Here is an 18,253-nt window from a genome sequence, read left to right as displayed (position 1 = left end):
AGTTAAACAACGCCTAATGTGGCGGCCCTTGCCGGTGATTTCCGGCTGAAAGGCCTGATTTCACGGTCGGTCCCGGTTCAGGTGGCGGAGATCGCCCGTCGATAGACGTGCCACGTCGCGTGCCCGAGAACGGGCAAGACAACGAACAGTCCCAGAAAAGCCGGCAGCATTGCAAGAATCGCCGAAACCGCGATGATCGCGCCGAAGCCGAGCATGGGGAGCGGGTTCTCCAATACGACCCGGGCGCTGGTTATCATTGCTGTGACGAAGTCGAGGTCGTAATCCAGCAGCAAAGGCATGGAAATGACTGTCGCGGCGAAGAGAACGGTTGCAAGCACCGCGCCGACGGCCGTGCCCACGATCAGGAAGAGGAGACCTTCGGGTGTCGTGGTCACAAGGGTGAAGAATGCGCCGAGTTCAGCGGGTATCTTGAAACCGAGGAAAAGGGCGAGAAGCAATCTCACCTGGTAGATCCAGATCCAGAAGATGAACAGAACGGCGAAGGCCATCCAGGAAAGCTGGCGTTCGCGCTGGCGGAAAACTTCGGCCAGGACGCCGCGCCATGTGACGGGTTCGTGTCGGTGGTGGCGCCGGCTGATCTCGTAGAGGCCGACGGCAACGAAGGGCCCGATCAGCGGAAAGCCGATCGCCACGGGTATTATCATCCAGGGCATGTGATAATAGACCAGCATCGCCAGAATGAAGGCGCCGCCAAGCGCATAGATGCCGCCGAAGAACAGCCCGAACACGGGATAACGGCGGAAATCGTCGATACCCTGCCGTAGCGCTGCCTGCACGTCACCGACTGTCAGCCGGTTGATCCGCAGCTTCGTCTGAGGAACCGCCTGTAATGTCTGCTCTCCCATTCGCCCCTCCCAAGACTCACGGTCGCCACAGCGATCACGTGGTGAGCCTCGCAGGTTCCGCGCTCCATTTCACCCATTTTCTGCAAGCCGGCCGAGAAACTTTGTGCTTTCGCACGGGGCGGAGGAATATTATAAACCGTTTATGGACCATATCGCCTCCAGAACATCCCGCCTCGCGCTCGCTGCCGCTCTTGCGGCCGCGTCGTCGGTTGTTCTCGCGCTTGTTTTCGCCGGCTGGCTGCAGCACGGAGCGGCTATCATCCTTGCACTCTCCGAGAGCGGCCTTTCCATCTGTTTCTGATTGGCACCTGTCCGGACGGGCGGTCGGCAGCCGAGACAAAATGGCGCGCCCCGGCTTTTTGACGTCCAGTTGATTTGCGCTTCTCGCGTCGGCAGCGTATCGGCATTGGAAAATGCGGACGGCCGCCCGAAGGCGGGTCGCGAGGATGGAATAGATGAAGACGTTGCGGATTTTCCTCTGGGCCGGCGTTCTGGTCATGGCCGGCGTTCTCGGATGGCTGACGCTTGCCGTCACCCAGTCGACGACAAAGATGACGGAGGCGCCGTTCGGCGTTCCGTTCGAACTGACCGATCAGAACGGCAAGCCGATCACGGAGCAGGCCTTCCGTGGCAAGCCGACAGCGCTTTTCTTCGGCTTTACCCATTGTCCGGAGGTTTGCCCGACGACGCTGTTTGAGCTCGATGGCTGGCTCGCCAAGGTCGATCCGGATAAGAACAAGTTGCAGGCCTATTTCGTTACCGTCGATCCCGAGCGCGACACCCCGGAGATCCTCGGTTCTTACATCTCCAACGTGACCGACCGCGTGACCGGCATCGCCGGCGCGCCGGATAAGGTCGCGGAGGTCATCAAGGGGTTCCGCGTTTATGCGCGCAAGGTGCCCCTCGACGAGAAGGACCCGAACGGCGACTACACCATGGACCACACGGCCTCGGTTTTCCTGCTGGATGCCGAGGGAAGATTCGTCGGTACCATTGCCTATGGCGAGAACCCTGACACGGCCGTCAAGAAGCTCGAAAATCTGGCGAAGGGCTGACCGGCCTGCTTTCGGCGCCCTTGAAGGTTGCCATATGTGGGACGACGGTGTAGCGCAGACGCGAGAGCCGCGCGTTTCCGCGCGATACCCTTCCCAATGGCATAGGACCATCGATCGTGAGCGAAATCCGTCTTTTCGTCACCACCACCGAGCAGCAGGCAAATCGTATCCTCGACCTCATGAGCTTCGCCTTTGGCGAAGAGGACTATGCGATCGCCACGACCGAGATCGACGAGAAGAACGATGTCTGGCAGGCCTCCGTCTATCTGATGGCCGACGAGGAAGCCGAGGTGAACGAGCGTGTCGTCGCCCTGCTGGCGGAGGAGTTTCCCGATCTTCCGGTCGAGCGTGAAGTCATTCCCGACATCGACTGGATCGCCAAGTCCCTAGAAGGGTTGACACCGGTCAGGGCAGGGCGTTTCCTCGTTCACGGCTCGCATGACCGCGACAAGGTGCAGCCGAACGATGTGGCGATCGAAATCGACGCCGGGCAGGCGTTCGGGACCGGTCATCACGGCACGACTGCCGGCTGCCTTGAGGTGATCGAGGATGTTACCCGCTCGAGGCCGGTCGCCAATGCGCTCGATCTCGGTACGGGCAGCGGCGTGCTTGCCATCGCTGTGCGCAAACTTCTGCCGGTGCCGGTGCTGGCAACCGATATCGACCCGATCGCCATCCGGGTGGCGCGCGAAAATGCGCGGCGTAACGGCATCGTCGAGGGCATCGATTTCCGCGTGGCGCCGGGTTTCCATTCGACCGCTTTTCGTGAGCGCGGCCCGTTCGACCTGATTATCGCCAACATCCTTGCGCGGCCGCTGATGAAGATGGCGCCGCAGCTTGTCGCCAATCTGGCGCCCGGCGGGTCAGTCATTCTTTCAGGTATTCTCGCAGAACAGCGCTGGAAGGTGCTGGCCGCCTATAATGGCGCAGGCCTCGCCCATATCCGCACCATCTGGCGCAATGGTTGGGTGACCATCCATCTGCGGCATGAAAGCCACCGTCGGTAAGAGGTGCCGACTGACGGCAGTTGCCATATTGCATCGCAGCATTGCGATATATGCATGACGATCCGTTCAAGGGATGGAAAAGCAAAAAGGCGGCATCATCGATGCCGCCTTGCTGGGCCGGTCTTGCCGGTCCGTTCCCGCGAGCCTTGGGAGGATCGCTCAAGCGGGAATACTTTCCGTTGAGGTTGCCGAGATCCTTTCGTTGCGGTCTCCGGTTCTCAGAAAAATGCGTGCTGCCGCTCCTTGCGGCGAAGTTCTTCGCGCGAGACGCCCATCTGCTGCAGGGCCTTGTCGTCCATGCCGAGAAGGGCGCCCGTAACATAGCGCTCCGCTTGCCGCTCACGAGCAGCGATGAGGTGCCGATATGCGTTGCGGAAAAATGAACCTGCCATCATCTCTCTCCTTCGTCGCGCTGTGTGAGCCATTGATGGTGTGAATATAGTTCGTGCGATGCGGCGCAGTGAGTGGGCTTGCCTCAAGGGTGCTATGCGTTCTTCGCATTGGTCGAGCGAAAATACGATCCCGATGACGTCTTCTTGTGCAGATTTGAGCGATTTTGAAATTCTTATGGTGCGGTGCGTCATTTCGCTGTGCTGTGTGCCGACGGTTGGAAATGGGCAGCAGCGTCCGGGCTTGCTATAAGCGGAGCCACGAATCCTTCAGGCAGGTAGTCTCTTCATGTTTCAGTCCTTTGACGTCACCTCCACTCCGCAATACGGCCGCGAACGCATCGAGGCGCTAAGGGCGCAGTTCGCCGACCTCGGCATCGACGGTCTGCTCGTGCCTCGCGCAGACGAATACCAGGGCGAATATGTGCCCGCTTCGGCCGAAAGGCTTTCCTGGCTTACGGGTTTCACCGGTTCGGCGGGTCAGGCGCTGGTGACGGCGGGGCAGGCGGTGGTTTTCGTCGATGGCCGCTATACGACGCAGCTTGCCCAGCAGGTCGATCAGTCGGTCTTCACCGGTGGCGATCTCGTCGGCGAACCGCCGCACCTATGGTTGCGCGGGCATGCACATGCCGGTTTCCAGCTCGGCATCGACCCCTGGCTGCACACGACGGCGGAGGTGCGGCGGCTGGAAAAGGCGCTTGCCGAGAAGGAGGGCGCCGTTGTCATGCTCACCCGCAATCCCGTTGATGCGATCTGGGAGGACCGACCGGAGGAACCGCTTGGCACTGTCACGATACAGACCATTGCCTATGCCGGCTCGCTGGCGCGCGACAAGATCGCCAAGATCGCCATGGACCTGAAGGAGCGCGGGCTCGCCGCGGTACTGATTACCGATCCATCCTCGGTCGCGTGGATATTCAACATTCGCGGTTCGGATGTGCCGCATACGCCCCATCCCCTGGCGCGCGCCATCATCCATGCCGACGGGAAGGCGGAGCTTTTTCTCGACAAGCGCAAGACCGGCATCGAGGCGGAGGCCTATCTCGGCCAGCTTTGCGAGCAGGTCGATCCGGAGCTTCTGACCGGCCGCCTGGCGCAGCTTTCCGCCAAGGGCGCCAGCATTCTCGTCGATCCGGATCTCGCGCCCTTCGCGCTGGTGGAACTCATCCGCCTTCACGGCGGCAACGTCGTTGAGGGCGCGGACCCGGTGAGGATTCCGAGGGCGACCAAGAACAGCGTCGAACTGAACGGCTCGGCGGCGGCGCATCTGCAGGACGGCGTGGCGGTAACCGAATTCCTCTCCTGGCTGGACGGGCAGCACCCCGGCACGGTTACCGAGATCGCTGCGACGAAGGCGCTGGAAGAGGCGCGGGCGCGGGTCGGCGAGCGGATGCAGAACCCGCTCAAGGATATCTCCTTCGACACGATTTCCGGCGCCGGCGAACATGCCGCGATCATTCACTACCGGGTGACGACGGAGACCGACCGGCCGCTCAAGTCGGGAGAGATGTTCCTGATCGATTCCGGCGCGCAATATGTGAACGGAACCACGGATATCACCCGCACCATCGCGATCGGCCCGGTGCCGGACGAGCAGCGGCGGTTCTTTACCCTTGTGCTGAAGGGCATGATTGCGATCAGCACCGCGCGTTTTCCGAAGGGAACGAGAGGCTGCGATCTCGATCCTCTGGCCCGTATAGCGTTGTGGAAGGCGGGAGCGGATTTCGCCCACGGCACGGGGCACGGGGTCGGTTCCTATCTCTCCGTGCATGAAGGACCGCAGCGCATTTCGCGCCTTTCAACGCAGGAACTGCTGCCGGGCATGATCCTCTCCAACGAACCCGGCTACTATCGTCCCGGTCATTTCGGCATCCGCATCGAAAACCTCGTCTATGTGCGCGAGGCGGAACCCGTCGAGGGCGGCGATCAGCCGATGCTCTCCTTCGAGACGCTGACTTTCGTGCCCATCGACAAATACCTCGTCGACACGCATCTCCTGACCGACGAGGAACTGCGCTGGCTCGATGCCTATCACGAAAAGACTCGCGCTGAACTGATGCCGCTGATCCATGATCCCAAGGCGCGGGAATGGCTGGAGCGGGCGACCGCACCCTTCCGCGGCGAGGCCTGATCCGGTCGTTTCAATCCGGGTGCGCGCGTCACATCAGGAACTGACGCGCCGCCATCACCACGAGCCAGCCGCCGGCGAGCATCGGGATCGCCGAGTAGCGCAGCCCGATCAGCAGCGAAGCCGCCATCGCGACCTTGATGTCGAGCCCGCCGGAAAAGAAGGCGGGGGCGACCAGGGTCGTCAGAACGGCGGCGGGAACCGCGTTCAGGGCCGCCTCCAATCGTGGCGGCATGGTTTTCAGCCGTTTTACCAGGATGTAGCCGGCGATGCGGGTGAGAAAGGTGGCTATGGCGGCTGCCGCGATCAGCAGCGTCATGTAGGGCGTCAGGAGCGTGCTCATCGGGCAGCCTCCTTCTCCGCGACATTTCCAGTCTTCTTCGGCGGCAGCAGTGCGGCGAGCACCACGCCGGCGATGGCGCCGATGCTGACGTGCCAAGGCGAGCCGACGAGCTTCTGGGCGGCGATGGAGGCCACGGCGCTAACCGCGACGATCAAAAGGAAGTTGCTGCGTTTGCGGAAGCCCAGCACGAGACCCATGAAATAGATCGGCAGCAGGACGTCGATGCCCCAATTGGCCGGCTCGCCCATTACTCTGCCGAGCAGCCCGCCGACCGTGGTCATGGCGACCCAGGGAATGTAGATCGTCATCGCAAATCCCATGTACCAGGCGAAGGTCACGGGACGGCTGGTTTCACCGCGCGTCAGCGTTTCGGCAAATTGCGGGTCGGTTAGAAGGAAAAAGCTTGCGGCTTTCTGCGCCAGCGTGAAGTGGCTGACGAAGGGCGCGATGGCGGCCGAATAGAGCACGTGGCGGAAGTTGACGGCGAGGATCGACAGTACGATCACCCAGAGCGGCACGGAATGGCCGAACAACTCGATGCCGACGAGCTGGCTTGCGCCGGCGAAGACGCTGGCGCTCATCAGTGTCGCCTCGGCAACCGTCTGGCCGTTGGCGACCGCGACCGCACCGAAGAGCGCCGCAAAGGGCATGGTGGAAAAAAGGATCGGCATGCTGCCGCGCATGCCCTCGATAAAGTCGCTTCGCATCATTCGTCTCTATTGTGGTCTGCCTCTCACTGTCGCAAAAGGCTTTGATAGACAAACCAATTCGCGTGATGGCTGATCGCGCGGAATTGATCGCGACCGCAACCTCGCGGATGTCGGCAGGGATTTCTTGAACGAAAGGAACGGCGGCCATGGCCAAGCCCGATTTTTCTCCCGAGCAGCTGGCGGTGCTGGTGAAAGCCGTGCAGAAGCATATCGACACGGAATACGACCTGAAACTCGGCCGTTTCGAGGCGGAAAACCTGATCGCGTTCATGGCAGGCACCATTGGCGCGCTTCTCTACAATCGCGGCCTGCATGACGCGCAGGCGCTGCTCGCACGGCAGGTCGAGAGCCTTGGCGATGCGATCTATCAGATGGAGAGGCCGGTCGGAGCTTGAAGCTTCGCCTCAGGCGGGGATTTCGACGCTGAAGGCAAAGCAGGCCTTTTCACCCGGCGGCAGTATCGTGGTGAAGGGCCGTGCCGCAAGGTCGTCTGACGCGCCCATGGCTGCGGCGGTGCCGTGCCAGGGCTCGACACAAAGGAAAGGTGCACCGGGTTTGCTCCAAAGGGCAAGGTTCGGCAGGTTCTCGAAGCGGAAGCGAAGGACCGCACCGCCATCGACGCCATAGGTGAGCGCTGTTCCGGCCCCTTCCAGGAAAATCATCGCGTCATCCGCGAACATTTCGGAGGAAACCTGGAGCTTGCCTGCCGCGAAGGGCGAGGCAAGGCGCTCCGGGCGGAGGAGCCCATCCTCAAGTCTTGCAAGCGGCGGCTCTGCCCCGTTTTCGAGTTCGACCACATGCGGCTTGCCGTCACCATCGGGAAGCGGCCAGAGGAAGGCGGGGTGAAAGCCCAGTCCGAAGGGCAGGGGCTTTTCGTCGAGGTTGTCCACCTCAGCGGTGACGGTAAGGGTGTCGCCGTCGAGAGAGTGGGTGAGCGTCAGCGCGAACTCGAAGGGGTAGACGGCCCGTGTTGCATCCGTTGCCGCGAGCCGGTGCGAACAACTCGTTTCGGTCCGGCTGGCGAGCGCGAATTCGCTGCGACGGGCAAAGCCGTGCTGCGCCATCTCCACCTGCCGTCCGTCAACGGTCAACCTATTGCCGGGCGCTTTTCCGACAATCGGAAAGAGAATGGGCGAGCGTCCCGACCACCAGGCGGCGTCACCGGTCCAGAGCCATGAACGGCCATCGGAGGAGGACAGCGACTGCATCTCCGCGCCGAGAGAGGAAACCTCGACGGCAAGACGGTCATTGGCGATCCTGACGATTTCCGGCATGGCTGGTCCCTTCGATTCCCGTTGGCGTACCATAAGAGCGGACGCCCGGAGGTTTCAATCGCGGAAACCGCCGGAGCGGTCAGCTTTTCAGACGCGGCTGGAAGGTGTGCTCCGAGCCGGGGAAGGTGCGCGCCCGGACTTCGCCGGCATAATCCGCAGCGGCCTTCGAGATCACCTCGGCAAGTTCGGCATAGTGCTTGACGAAGCGCGGCTTGAAGTCATTGAAAAGGCCCAGCATGTCGTCGGAAACGAGGATCTGGCCGTCACAGGCGGGGGATGCGCCTATGCCAATCGTGGTGGCGGATACCGCGGCGCTGATCTCGCGGGCAAGCGGTTCGACCGTGCCTTCGATGACCATGGCGAAGGCGCCGGCTTCGTCGATGGCGCGGGCGTCGCGGCGGATTTTTTCCGCTTCCTTGTCGCTATGGCCCTTTGAGCGATAGCCGCCGGCGGTGTTCACCTGCTGTGGCATCAACCCGACATGGCCGAGCACCGGCACGCCGCGGTCGACGAGGAAGGCTACGGTCTCGGCCATTTCCGCGCCGCCTTCCAGCTTCACGCCGTCGCAGCCGGTTTCCTTCATGATGCGGGCGGCCGAGCGGAAGGCCTGCTCCTTCGATTCCTGGTAGGAACCGAATGGCATGTCGATGATGACGCAGGCGCGGGAGACGCCCCGCATAACGGCCTGGCCATGGGCAATCATCATTTCCATGGTGACGCCGACCGTCGTATCCATACCGTAGAGAACCATGCCGAGGCTATCGCCGACCAGCAGGAAATCGCAGTGGGGATCGAGCAGGCGCGCCATGGGCGTCGTATAGGCGGTCAGCGACACGACGGGCCGATTGCCCTTGAGCGCGGCGATGTCTGCCGGGGTAAGACGCTTCTGGCGGGGTGGTGTGCTCATTTTAGGCGGCCTCCCTGCCTCTGGCTGAGCCGGCGTCGATCACGCGGTTGTCGAGCAGCCTGGTTTTTCCGATGCGGACGTAGAGCAGGACGAGAAAAGGTCCGTCGAGGACGCCAAGCGGCATCAGCGTATCGGGATGGCGTACCGCCACGACTTCCGGTGTCGCCAGCGGTTCTGCGGTTATGAAGGCGGAAAGCATGCGCTCCATCGTGGCGGGATCGGTCACGCCGAGCATGCGCAGTCGCAGCGCCTCGTCGAGCGCCTTCGGCACGATGACCGCAGCCGAGCGTTCCTTCTCCGAGAGGTAGACGTTGCGCGAGGAGCAGGCGAGGCCGTCTGCCTCGCGCACCGTCGGCACCGGCACGACCCGCACCGGCTGGGCAAGGTCCTCGACCATGCGGCGGATGATCGCCACCTGCTGGTAATCCTTCTCGCCGAAATAGGCCGCATGGGGCTGGACGATGTTGAACAGCTTGGTGACCACTGTCGCGACACCGGCAAAATGGCCCGGCCGGGCGGCGCCTTCGAGCTCGGCCCCGAGTGCCGGCACGTCGACAACGGTTTCCATCGGTCGCGGATACATGTCCTCGACGCGCGGCGCGAAGAGGAAATCGACGCCGGCGCGTTCCAGCATCTTGCTGTCGCGCGCGAGGTCGCGCGGATATTGATCGAGGTCCTCGTTCCTGCCGAACTGCAAAGGGTTCACGAAGATCGAGACGACGGTGACGTCGTTTTCGGCACGAGAACGTTCCACGAGGCTCATATGGCCTTCATGCAGATAGCCCATGGTCGGCACGAAGCCGATGTCGCGGGCGGCGCGGCGATGAGGGGCAAGCCGCTGCCGGAGGGCGGAAATAGTTGTGACGGTCTCCATATCGGCTCCTCCCGATTGACGCGACGGGCTGCACTAGCGCCGTTCCCGCAAAAAGGCAATCCGCTGAATCGGTTGGAGCTTTTTCTCAAACGATTATATCAGTGCTTCTGACGACCTCGATTCCGCTGGCCTTCATTTCGGCGATGGCAGCTTTCACGCCCTCCGGGTCGATGCCGCGTGAACCATCCTCGATGAAACGCACCGTGGCGCCCGGCAGCATGTCGACGGCGTCGAGTGCTGAGAACTTGACGCAGTAATCGGTGGCAAGGCCCATGATGTCGAGTTCGTTGACGCCGTTTTCCTTCAGGTAGGTGTCAAGGCCCGTCAGCGCCGAGCGATCGTTGTCACGGAAGGCAGAGTAGCTGTCGACAGCGGGGTCCTGGCCCTTTTTCTGCACGTAGTCGATTGCGGCGGTGTCGAGCGCGGGATGAAAATCGGCATCGCGGGTGCCCTGCACGCAATGGTCGGGCCACATCACCTGCGGCTTACCGGAGAGTTCGCCCATTTCGAAGGGAGCCTTGCCGGGATGCTGCGAGGCGAAGCTGCCGTGATTGGCCGGGTGCCAGTCCTGCGAGGCGACGACGAGCGTGTAGCGGCCACTCGCCATCAGCGCATTGGCGACGGGCACAACCTTGTCGCCATCCGCCACCGGCAGGTTGCCGCCGGGGCAGAAGCCGTTCTGGATGTCGATCAGCAGCAGAGCCTTGGTCATTGGCGTTCCCTTCTTGTCTGTATGCGCCGCAAGATGGCAAGCGGCGGCGGTCGGATCAAGGGTGGGGCTGCGTTGTCCTCCGTCTTTCTCCGATGACGGAAATCCTAGGCGGGCAAGCGATTGGGGCGATGTCTTGTGTCGCCTTCAGGCGTCACGCTCTTGCCCTGCTACGGGCGGCCGTCGATGGGTTTGGGGTCGGCTCGACCGGCGTCCTGCCGTCCCAATGGCTCCAGCGTGGGCCGGAGCCGGTTATCTTCCCCGGGGCGCTTTTCAGTTTATGCGTCGATATCCTCATGGAACAAAATTGCTGCGGTTGCGTTTCCGCCGTGGCGGAGGCACGTCTCCGCTGTCTGAGAATTTATTTCCATAACGAATTGGAAAAGACATGGTCGTTGTCCTTACCGCCGTTCTGTTCGGCGCAATCGGGCTTGTGCTTGCCATCGGCGGCGTCGAGCTCGTCACCCTGTCCGGCAGCCCTTTCTATCTTGTCGCCGGCATCGTCTTCATTCTCACCGCAATCCTGCTTCTCATGCGCCGCCAGGCGGCGCTGTGGCTCTACGGGCTCTTCATCCTCGCCACGCTCGGCTGGGCCATTCTCGAGGTCGGCTTCGACTGGTGGCAGCTCGGGACGCGGGGAGGGCTGGTTATCCTGCTTGCCTTCCTGCTGCTGTCGCCGGCGCTTCGCCGGCGCCTGAACGGTCTCGGTGCGTCGCCCTGGCCGGTGGCCGTTCCGGTGCTGGTCTCGCTCGGCGTGGCCGGCTACTCCCTGAGCATCGATCCGCTGGACAAGGCCGGCACCTTGCCGACGGAGGCGGTCGTTCAAACGCCTGCCTATGGCGGGGAGGTGGCCGACGCGGAATGGCACCAGTACGGACGCACGCCATTCGGCCAGCGCTACTCGCCGCTTTCGCAGATCACGACCGAAAACGTGAAGGACCTGAAGGTCGCCTGGACGTACCAGACCGGCGATGTGAAGCAGCCTGGAGATGTCGGAGAGACCACCTATCAGGTGACGCCGCTGAAGATCGGCAATCGCCTTTATCTTTGCACGCCGCATAACTGGGCGATCGCGGTCGATGCGGCGACGGGCAAGGAAATCTGGAAATACGATCCGAATGTCGGACTGAACCCTGACCGCCAGCACCAGACCTGCCGCGGCGTGACCTATTATGCCGACCCGGCCGCGACGGCGGGAGCCGAATGCGCCACCCGCGTCTATCTGCCGACCTCCGATGCGCGGCTGATCGCACTCGATGCCGAAAGCGGCAAGGTGTGCGCGAGTTTCGCCGAGAACGGCGTGCTGCACCTGGAGACAGGCATGCCCTACAATCCTGCCGGCTACTACTATTCCACCTCGCCGCCGGTGATCGCCGCCGGGAAGATCATCATCGGCGGAGCGGTCAACGACAACTATTCGACACAGGAGCAATCCGGTGTCATTCGTGCCTTCGACGTGCATACCGGAGCGCTGATCTGGAACTGGGACAGCGGCAATCCGACCCGGACCCAGCCCATCGGCGAGGGCGAGACCTATACGGCCAACTCGCCCAACAGCTGGTCGGTCTTCTCGGTCGATGAACAACTGGGCCTCGTCTATATCCCGCTCGGCAACCAGGTTCCGGACCAGATCGGCATCGGCCGCAGCGAGCACGTAGAGAAATATTCCTCCTCGATCGTCGCACTCGATATCAATACCGGCGCAGATCGCTGGGTGCGCCAGACGGTCCATCACGATCTCTGGGACATGGACGTTCCGGCCCAGCCCGTGCTGCTCGACATCACGCAGCAGGACGGGACGGCGGTGCCGGCGCTGGTCGGGCCGACCAAGCAGGGCGATATTTACGTTCTCGACCGGCGGACCGGGCAGCCGATCGTTCCGGTCAGCGAAGAGCCCGCGCCGGGTGGCGCCGTGGAGGGCGACTTCACCGCGCCGACACAGCCGCTTTCGGCTCTGACGTTCCGTCCTCCAAAGCTGGAAGAGAAGAACATGTGGGGCGTCACACTGATCGACCAGATGGCGTGCCGGATCGCCTTTCACAAGCTGAAATACGAGGGGCAATACACGCCGCCGTCGCTGCAAGGCACCCTGGTGTATCCCGGCAATTTCGGCACTTTCAACTGGGGTTCGGTTGCCGTCGATCCTGAGCGTCAGGTGATGTTCGGCATGCCGACCTATCTCGCCTTCACCTCGCGGCTGGTGCCGCGCGCCGAGGTCCCGCCGCGCGGGCAGGACGAGAAGGGGTCGGAGCAGGGCCTCAACCGCAATGACGGCGCGCCCTATGGCGTTTACATGGGGCCGTTCCTGTCGCCGCTCGGCATTCCGTGCCAGGCGCCTCCGTGGGGCTATGTCGCCGGCGTCGATCTGCGAACCGGCCAGATCGCCTACAAGCACAGAAACGGCACGGTGATGGACATGGCGGCGCTGCCCTTGCCCTTCAAGGTTGGCGTTCCAGGTATCGGCGGGCCGATAATCACCAAGGGCGGCGTCGCGTTCCTCGGAGCAGCGGTCGACAACTACCTGCGGGCCTACGATCTGACCACCGGACGGGAGCTCTGGAAGGCAAGGTTGCCGGCCGGTGGGCAGGCGACGCCGATGACCTATGCGCTGGACGATGGCAAGCAGTATGTCGTGATGGTGGCCGGTGGCCACGGCTCGGTCGGCACCAAGCCGGGCGACTACGTCATCGCCTATACCTTGCCCTGAACCGCTTGGCGTCTCACGAGGAGCCGGTCTCTCCGGACGCGAATGTCCGGGGAGATCTGCCGAACCCATGAAATCTGAGGGCGAAACCGAACGTTAACCATGTGGACCTTACACACATATCGTAACGTAAGGATGCTTCGTATGAGTAATTTCGCCGCCAACGGCCAGACTGCCCCTTCCATTGCCTTCTTCCCGCTGGCCGGTCGACGGGATCTGATTCGTCGATCTGCCGTCGAGCTCGATCGCCTCAACGGACACCACGCGGTGAAATACTGGCGCACCGTTTGCCGCTCGCTTGGCGACGAACTGCTTGCCCTTGGGTGCCCCGAAGAGGAAATGCGCGCCGAAATCATGGATTTCCAGGCCGCCGTGCAGGCCGAGTTGATGTGGCTGCATCGTGGGGAAGAAGCGCGCGGGTGAGGGGCTCGCTATCGCGTCGGGCATTTCAGAACTGCTGCTCGCCAATCAGCGTGTCAACGATCTTGGTCTTGCTGCCATCGGTGGCGAAGCCGCTGAAGAAACCCTTGTTCTCTATCTCGAAGGGAACCGAGGCTGTGCGGGCATTGGAGTTCGGGATCGCGGTCGTCGCCGAATAGTTGCCGGCAGGCGCGTCGTACAGGGTCCAGCGTCCCGACTTGTCTGTGAAAACGACGGATTGGCCGGCCGGCCCATCGACGATAACCGGAACGCCGGCTATCGGTTGTTGGTCGGGCGTTTTGACCACGCCCGTGACTTCCGATGCCTGAGCCCATGCCGCAGCTGGCGCGAGCAATGCCATCGAAGAACTGAGCAGCGCCATAAAACGATGCCGCATGGGTGTTCGCGTGCCGGTCATCGCTCCAGATCCAGTTTGAAGTTTCGTTGATCGCGCCTCAGGCCGATCACTGCCGGCCTGACCGTTCCCAATCCATGAGCAAAGGCATAGGCCGTATAATTATTCCAATTGCTCGGCACGGGAATGGTTATTTCCATGGTGCCGCTCGACCGGTCGGGCGTGCCGGTCTGCGTCCACGGGCTTGTCGTGACGCCGACGACTACTGCGGATATGTCATTGAGCGCTCTCGGATCGATGGAGATCTTGCCGTCGAAATGGACCATCTCGATCTTGTCCACTCGAGATAAATCGTAGGCAAAAAAGGCGAATACGACGCCGAGGAATATCACGCCAAGCGCAGGGTAGTCGGTCCTGATTTTTCCGATCAGCGGAATCTCGATTTCCGTGCCGGCACTCGGGTTATATTTGATGCGCGCGATCACCGTCACGCCGCCGATGATGCATAGCGCCGCCAGTAGGACAAATGAAAGAGATATAATCAGATTGTTCGACATTTCATTGCCCCATGCCACAATCCATTATCTCTGGTAGCATGATATGTTGCGAAATGCAATTATGAGGGGTAGTTTGTGCGGCGACAACCCGGATATTTTTTACCTCACAGCCTTTCCACAAACCCATCGAGCACGCGCTTTTCGCCGGCGCGGTCGAAATTGATCGTCAGCTTGTTGCCTTCTATCGCCGCCACGTTGCCGTTGCCGAACTTGATATGGAACACCCGGTCTCCGGCGGCGAATTTCGATGGCGTGTCGGCCACCGATTTCGCCACCAGTTCGCCCTCGATGGTGCGGGCGCGGGGGCCGCTTTCACCGTAACCGATGCGTTCGACGGCGTGGCCGGAGCGGCTGCCCCAGTTGTCGCGGGTGGCTTCGCTCTTGTTCTGCTGAGCACGCTTCCAGCCCGGCGTGGAATAGGAATTGGCGAAGGGATCGGCCTTGTCGAAGCGCGACTGGCCGTAGCCGCCGCGACCATAGCCGCCATAGGACTGTTCGGTCTGGGCGACCTCGACATGGGTGACCGGCAGTTCGTCGAGGAAGCGCGACGGCATGGTCGATTGCCACAGGCCGTGGATACGCCGGTTCGATACGAACCAGATGTGGCAGCGGCGCTTGGCGCGCGTGATGCCCACATAGGCGAGGCGGCGTTCCTCCTCGAGGCCGGCGCGTCCGCCTTCGTCGAGTGCCCGTTGGTGGGGGAAGAGGCCTTCCTCCCAGCCGGGCAGGAAGACGGTGTCGAATTCCAGACCCTTAGCCGAATGCAGCGTCATGATCGAGACCGCGTCCATGTCCTCGTTCTGCTCGGCATCCATGACCAGCGAAACATGTTCGAGGAAGCCGCGCATCGATTCGAAGGCCTCCATCGAGCGCACGAGTTCCTTCAGGTTTTCGAGGCGACCGGGCGCCTCCGCCGACTTGTCGTTCTTCCACATGTCGGTATAGCCGGACTCCTCGAGGATCTGTTCGGCAAGCTCGGTATGTGGAGTCGTTTCAAGCAGTTCCTGCCATCTCCTGAACATCTGAATCACGTCGAACAGCGCCTTGCGGGCCTTCGGCTTCAGTTCGTCGGTCTCGACGATGTCGGCTGCGGCGGCAAGCATGGGAATGTCGCGGGCGCGGGCATAATCATGCAGCGCGCGCACGGTCGTATCGCCAAGGCCGCGCTTCGGCGTATTGACGATACGCTCGAAGGCAAGATCGTCGGCAGGCTGGCAGACCAGCCGGAAATAGGCCATGGCGTCGCGGATTTCGAGGCGCTCGTAGAAGCGCGGACCCCCGACGACACGGTAGTTCAGGCCGAGAGTGACGAAGCGGTCTTCGAACTCGCGCATCTGGAAGGAGGCGCGCACCAGGATCGCCATGTCGTTCAGATTGTGCTTCCTGCCATCGGCATCGCCGCGCTGCAGCCGTTCGATCTCCTCGCCGACGGCGCGGGCTTCCTCTTCGCTGTCCCAAGCGGCATGGACGACGACCTTTTCATCGTCTGGCTCCCGCCGGTCGGTGAAGAGTGTCTTGCCGAGGCGGCCCTCGTTGTGGGCGATCAGGTGGCCGGCCGCGCCGAGGATGTGCTCCGTCGAGCGGTAGTTGCGTTCAAGCTTGATGACCTTGGCGCCGGGGAAATCCTTCTCGAAGCGCAGGATGTTGTCCACTTCGGCACCACGCCAGCCGTAGATCGACTGGTCATCATCGCCGACACAGCAAACGTTCTGGGGAATGCCCTGCGGGCGCTGCGCGAGCAGGCGCAGCCACATATACTGCGCGGTATTGGTGTCCTGATACTCGTCAACGAGGATGTAGCGGAATTTCTGGTGATAGTCTTTCAGGACATCGGGGTTTGCCCGAAACATGCGGATCGGGTGTAGCAGCAGGTCGCCGAAGTCACAGGCGTTCAACGATTTCAGCCGGTTCTGGTAGGCTGCGTAGAGTTCGCGGCCCTTGCCGTTGGCAAAGGCGCGGGCGTCGCCTTCCGGGATCTGCGAGGGGTCCAGCCCCTTGTTCTTCCAGCCGTCGATCATGGCGGCGAACTGCTTGGCCGGCCAGCGCTTGTCGTCCAGTCCTTCGGCCTGGATCAACTGCTTGATGAGGCGCACAACATCGTCGGTGTCGAGGATGGTGAAATCGGAGGTGAGGCCGACAAGCTCCGCATGGCGGCGCAACAGCTTGACGCCGATCGAGTGGAAGGTTCCGAGCCAGGGCATGCCTTCGACCGCGCCGCCGACCAGCATGCCGATGCGTTCCTTCATCTCGCGCGCTGCCTTGTTGGTGAAGGTCACGGCAAGGATCTGCGAGGGAAAGGCACGGCCGGTCGCAAGGATATGGGCGATGCGGGTGGTGAGCACGCGGGTCTTGCCGGTGCCGGCGCCGGCAAGCACCAGAACCGGGCCATCGGTGGTCTCGACCGCCTCGCGCTGCTCCGGATTGAGGCCGGCGAGATAATCCGGGCCGCGGGCCTGATCGCGGGCGGCCATGGCGCGCGCCGCAATGCCGAGGCCGCCCGATGCCGGCTCCGAACCGGAGGTCGCGCCGGTTGCCGGCTTGCGCGGTGCGGGCTCTTCATCGAAGAAGGGAATGTCGTCGAAACCGTTACTCATGCGGCTCAATGTAGTGATTCGGGATGGAAAGGCGAGTCAAGATGTTCTCCTTTCATTCCGACATCACCATGATCCGCAGGGAAAACCTTCGTGATCCGGCCTACTGGAGATCCGCCATCAGCGCGTCAATCTCCAGGCTCCACTCGCCTTTCCAGCGTTTCTTCGTCCGTTCGTCCAGCCAGCTTCCGTCGATGGCGTTCATTACGGTCGCGCGGATATCGGCGGGAGAAAAGCCCAGGAAATGGGCGGCCTTGCGATATTCCTCACCGAGATCGGTAAAGAACATCGGCGGATCGTCGCTGTTCAGCATGACCTTCAGGCCGGACTCCTTCATCCTGCGGATGGCGTGATCCGGGCTCGTCAGGTCATGCCAGGGTGAGGTGATGGCACTGGTCGAGGGGCAGACTGTGAAAAGGATGCCTTCGTCGCGGCAGCGACCCATGAGTTCCGGATCGTTGACCACGTGATAGCCGTGGTCGATGCGACGGACCTTCAGCGCGTCTAGCGATCCGCGGATGAAATCCGCAGGCCCCGTCTCGCCGGCATGGGCGGTGACCCTCAGGCCTGCCGCGCGGGCACGTTCGAACAGGGCGGCGTAGGGCTCCGGCGGGAAGGGGGCTTCGTTGAAATCGAGGCCGATGCCGACGAGCTTTTCATCGCGGCGCGCGAGGACCATGTCGAGAAATTCTTCGCCTGCTTCGGGGCCGAGTTCGCGGTTGATGCCCGGCGCGCAGACGCTGAGGATGCCGAAATCCTTCTCCGCCTCGGCGATGCCGGAGAGAATGCCGTCCATCTGGGTGTCGAAACTGACCCCATGGGGGAAATGCACCTGCGGGGAGAAGAAGAACTCGACGTAGCGCGCGTTGTGGGCGGCGCAGCTTTCGAGCATCTCATAGGTGATGCGACGGTAGTCGTCCGCCGAGACCACGCTGTCTGACACAGCCGTATAGATCGCCAGGAAGTCCTTGAGATTGTCGTAGTGGTAGAGTTCCTCGACCTTCTTGAAGGGCGGCAGCGTCACGCCGTTTCGGGCGGCAAGCTCGACGGCGGTCCGGGGACGGATCGAGCCCTCAAGGTGCAGATGCAATTCCATTTTCGGTATGCGGGCGAGAAATTCATCCAGCGTAAGCATTGTTGGCTACCCGATTTACAAGAATGGAAGATATTGAAAAAAACGGCGAGCGGAGTTGCCGTTGCCAGAAGGTTTGTTGCGTTGCAGCATTTGTCAAGCAAGAGATTGATCCGCGCCGGATGACAATTTGGTAATGTACGCTTTCGTGACTTGCCGAAGCGGTCCGGGAACGGAATATTGCCGCGCAAGCCGGCGCAATATCCGCGGCGATCTTACGGCAGCCGTGCCA

18 protein-coding genes are annotated in these 18,253 nt (G+C 62.1%); 6 read left to right on the top strand and 12 right to left on the bottom strand.

Features of this window, described 5'->3' with window-relative positions:
- Positions 1-77: 77 nt before the first annotated feature.
- Positions 78-866 carry a DUF2189 domain-containing protein gene (locus J5N58_RS01775; protein WP_113437547.1) on the bottom strand — a complete coding sequence of 263 codons (789 nt, stop codon included), beginning with the start codon at positions 864-866 and terminating at the stop codon, positions 78-80.
- Positions 867-1,321: 455 nt separating this feature from the next.
- Between J5N58_RS01775 and J5N58_RS01770 the strand changes: the two genes are divergently transcribed.
- Together J5N58_RS01770 and J5N58_RS01765 are read left to right on the top strand one after the other, a co-directional pair.
- Positions 1,322-1,921 (top strand): SCO family protein, encoded by a 600-nt coding sequence (locus J5N58_RS01770; RefSeq protein ID WP_112828043.1) that lies wholly within the window; start codon positions 1,322-1,324, stop codon positions 1,919-1,921.
- A gap of 116 nt (positions 1,922-2,037) precedes the next feature.
- Positions 2,038-2,928: a 50S ribosomal protein L11 methyltransferase gene (locus J5N58_RS01765; RefSeq protein ID WP_112828044.1), complete on the top strand. Its 891-nt coding sequence runs from the start codon at positions 2,038-2,040 to the stop codon at positions 2,926-2,928.
- A 218-nt stretch (positions 2,929-3,146) separates the two neighbouring features.
- Here the strand turns inward: J5N58_RS01765 and J5N58_RS01760 are convergent, their stop codons facing one another.
- A complete protein-coding gene (locus J5N58_RS01760) occupies positions 3,147-3,512 on the bottom strand; it encodes a hypothetical protein (RefSeq protein WP_162757412.1) in 366 nt (121 codons plus the stop codon).
- A gap of 94 nt (positions 3,513-3,606) precedes the next feature.
- On the opposite strand from J5N58_RS01760, the gene J5N58_RS01755 reads away from it, so the two are divergent.
- Entirely contained in the window at positions 3,607-5,448 is a 1,842-nt protein-coding gene (locus tag J5N58_RS01755) for an aminopeptidase P family protein (RefSeq protein ID WP_244709372.1), read from the top strand.
- A gap of 28 nt (positions 5,449-5,476) precedes the next feature.
- Here J5N58_RS01755 and J5N58_RS01750 read toward each other — a convergent pair whose 3' ends face one another.
- A complete protein-coding gene (locus J5N58_RS01750) occupies positions 5,477-5,788 on the bottom strand; it encodes an AzlD family protein (RefSeq protein WP_244709370.1) in 312 nt (103 codons plus the stop codon).
- The gene (locus J5N58_RS01745) at positions 5,785-6,498 is read right to left on the bottom strand and encodes an AzlC family ABC transporter permease (RefSeq protein WP_112828047.1); all 714 of its coding nucleotides are present in this window, start codon (positions 6,496-6,498) and stop codon (positions 5,785-5,787) included. Before J5N58_RS01745 ends, J5N58_RS01750 begins: the two co-directional genes overlap by 4 nt.
- 146 nt (positions 6,499-6,644) lie before the next feature.
- Here J5N58_RS01745 and J5N58_RS01740 point away from each other — a divergent pair, with 146 nt between their 5' ends.
- Positions 6,645-6,893 (top strand): DUF2164 domain-containing protein, encoded by a 249-nt coding sequence (locus J5N58_RS01740; RefSeq protein WP_113466309.1) that lies wholly within the window; start codon positions 6,645-6,647, stop codon positions 6,891-6,893.
- Positions 6,894-6,902: 9 nt separating this feature from the next.
- Here J5N58_RS01740 and J5N58_RS01735 read toward each other — a convergent pair whose 3' ends face one another.
- From J5N58_RS01735 to pncA, 4 genes are all read right to left on the bottom strand, one after another.
- On the bottom strand, positions 6,903-7,772 hold the full coding sequence (locus J5N58_RS01735) for an aldose 1-epimerase family protein (RefSeq protein WP_244709368.1): 870 nt from the start codon (positions 7,770-7,772) through the stop codon (positions 6,903-6,905).
- Positions 7,773-7,851: 79 nt separating this feature from the next.
- Positions 7,852-8,679 carry a 3-methyl-2-oxobutanoate hydroxymethyltransferase gene (gene panB / locus J5N58_RS01730; protein WP_244709365.1) on the bottom strand — a complete coding sequence of 276 codons (828 nt, stop codon included), beginning with the start codon at positions 8,677-8,679 and terminating at the stop codon, positions 7,852-7,854.
- Between the two features lies 1 nt (position 8,680).
- The gene (gene panC, locus J5N58_RS01725; RefSeq protein ID WP_244709363.1) at positions 8,681-9,553 is read right to left on the bottom strand and encodes a pantoate--beta-alanine ligase; all 873 of its coding nucleotides are present in this window, start codon (positions 9,551-9,553) and stop codon (positions 8,681-8,683) included.
- 85 nt (positions 9,554-9,638) lie between these two features.
- Positions 9,639-10,265 carry a bifunctional nicotinamidase/pyrazinamidase gene (gene pncA, locus J5N58_RS01720; protein WP_113339038.1) on the bottom strand — a complete coding sequence of 209 codons (627 nt, stop codon included), beginning with the start codon at positions 10,263-10,265 and terminating at the stop codon, positions 9,639-9,641.
- A 385-nt stretch (positions 10,266-10,650) separates the two neighbouring features.
- Here pncA and J5N58_RS01715 point away from each other — a divergent pair, with 385 nt between their 5' ends.
- Both J5N58_RS01715 and J5N58_RS01710 read left to right on the top strand, forming a co-directional pair.
- On the top strand, positions 10,651-12,969 hold the full coding sequence (locus tag J5N58_RS01715) for a glucose/quinate/shikimate family membrane-bound PQQ-dependent dehydrogenase (protein WP_244709360.1): 2,319 nt from the start codon (positions 10,651-10,653) through the stop codon (positions 12,967-12,969).
- A gap of 141 nt (positions 12,970-13,110) precedes the next feature.
- Positions 13,111-13,389, top strand: coding sequence for a DUF6074 family protein (locus tag J5N58_RS01710; RefSeq protein WP_244709358.1), 279 nt, complete (start codon positions 13,111-13,113; stop codon positions 13,387-13,389).
- A gap of 25 nt (positions 13,390-13,414) precedes the next feature.
- On the opposite strand, the gene J5N58_RS01705 is transcribed toward J5N58_RS01710, so the two are convergent.
- The 4 genes from J5N58_RS01705 to add form a co-directional block, all read right to left on the bottom strand.
- On the bottom strand, positions 13,415-13,804 hold the full coding sequence (locus J5N58_RS01705) for a carboxypeptidase-like regulatory domain-containing protein (RefSeq protein ID WP_244709355.1): 390 nt from the start codon (positions 13,802-13,804) through the stop codon (positions 13,415-13,417).
- The gene (locus tag J5N58_RS01700) at positions 13,801-14,298 is read right to left on the bottom strand and encodes a hypothetical protein (protein ID WP_244709353.1); all 498 of its coding nucleotides are present in this window, start codon (positions 14,296-14,298) and stop codon (positions 13,801-13,803) included. The genes J5N58_RS01705 and J5N58_RS01700 overlap by 4 nt, the downstream gene beginning before the upstream one ends.
- A gap of 104 nt (positions 14,299-14,402) precedes the next feature.
- A complete protein-coding gene (locus tag J5N58_RS01695) occupies positions 14,403-16,892 on the bottom strand; it encodes an ATP-dependent helicase (RefSeq protein WP_244709351.1) in 2,490 nt (829 codons plus the stop codon).
- A 100-nt stretch (positions 16,893-16,992) separates the two neighbouring features.
- Positions 16,993-18,024, bottom strand: a complete 1,032-nt coding sequence (add, locus tag J5N58_RS01690) for an adenosine deaminase (RefSeq protein WP_112828058.1) — start codon at positions 18,022-18,024, stop codon at positions 16,993-16,995.
- Positions 18,025-18,253: the final 229 nt, after the last annotated feature.

It is taken from the genome of Paenirhizobium cremeum (assembly GCF_022884085.1).
GTDB classification, from domain to species: domain Bacteria; phylum Pseudomonadota; class Alphaproteobacteria; order Rhizobiales; family Rhizobiaceae; genus Allorhizobium; species Allorhizobium cremeum.
The sequence above is the reverse complement of the archived record's forward strand: the minus strand, read 5'-3'. Positions and strand labels throughout refer to the sequence as shown.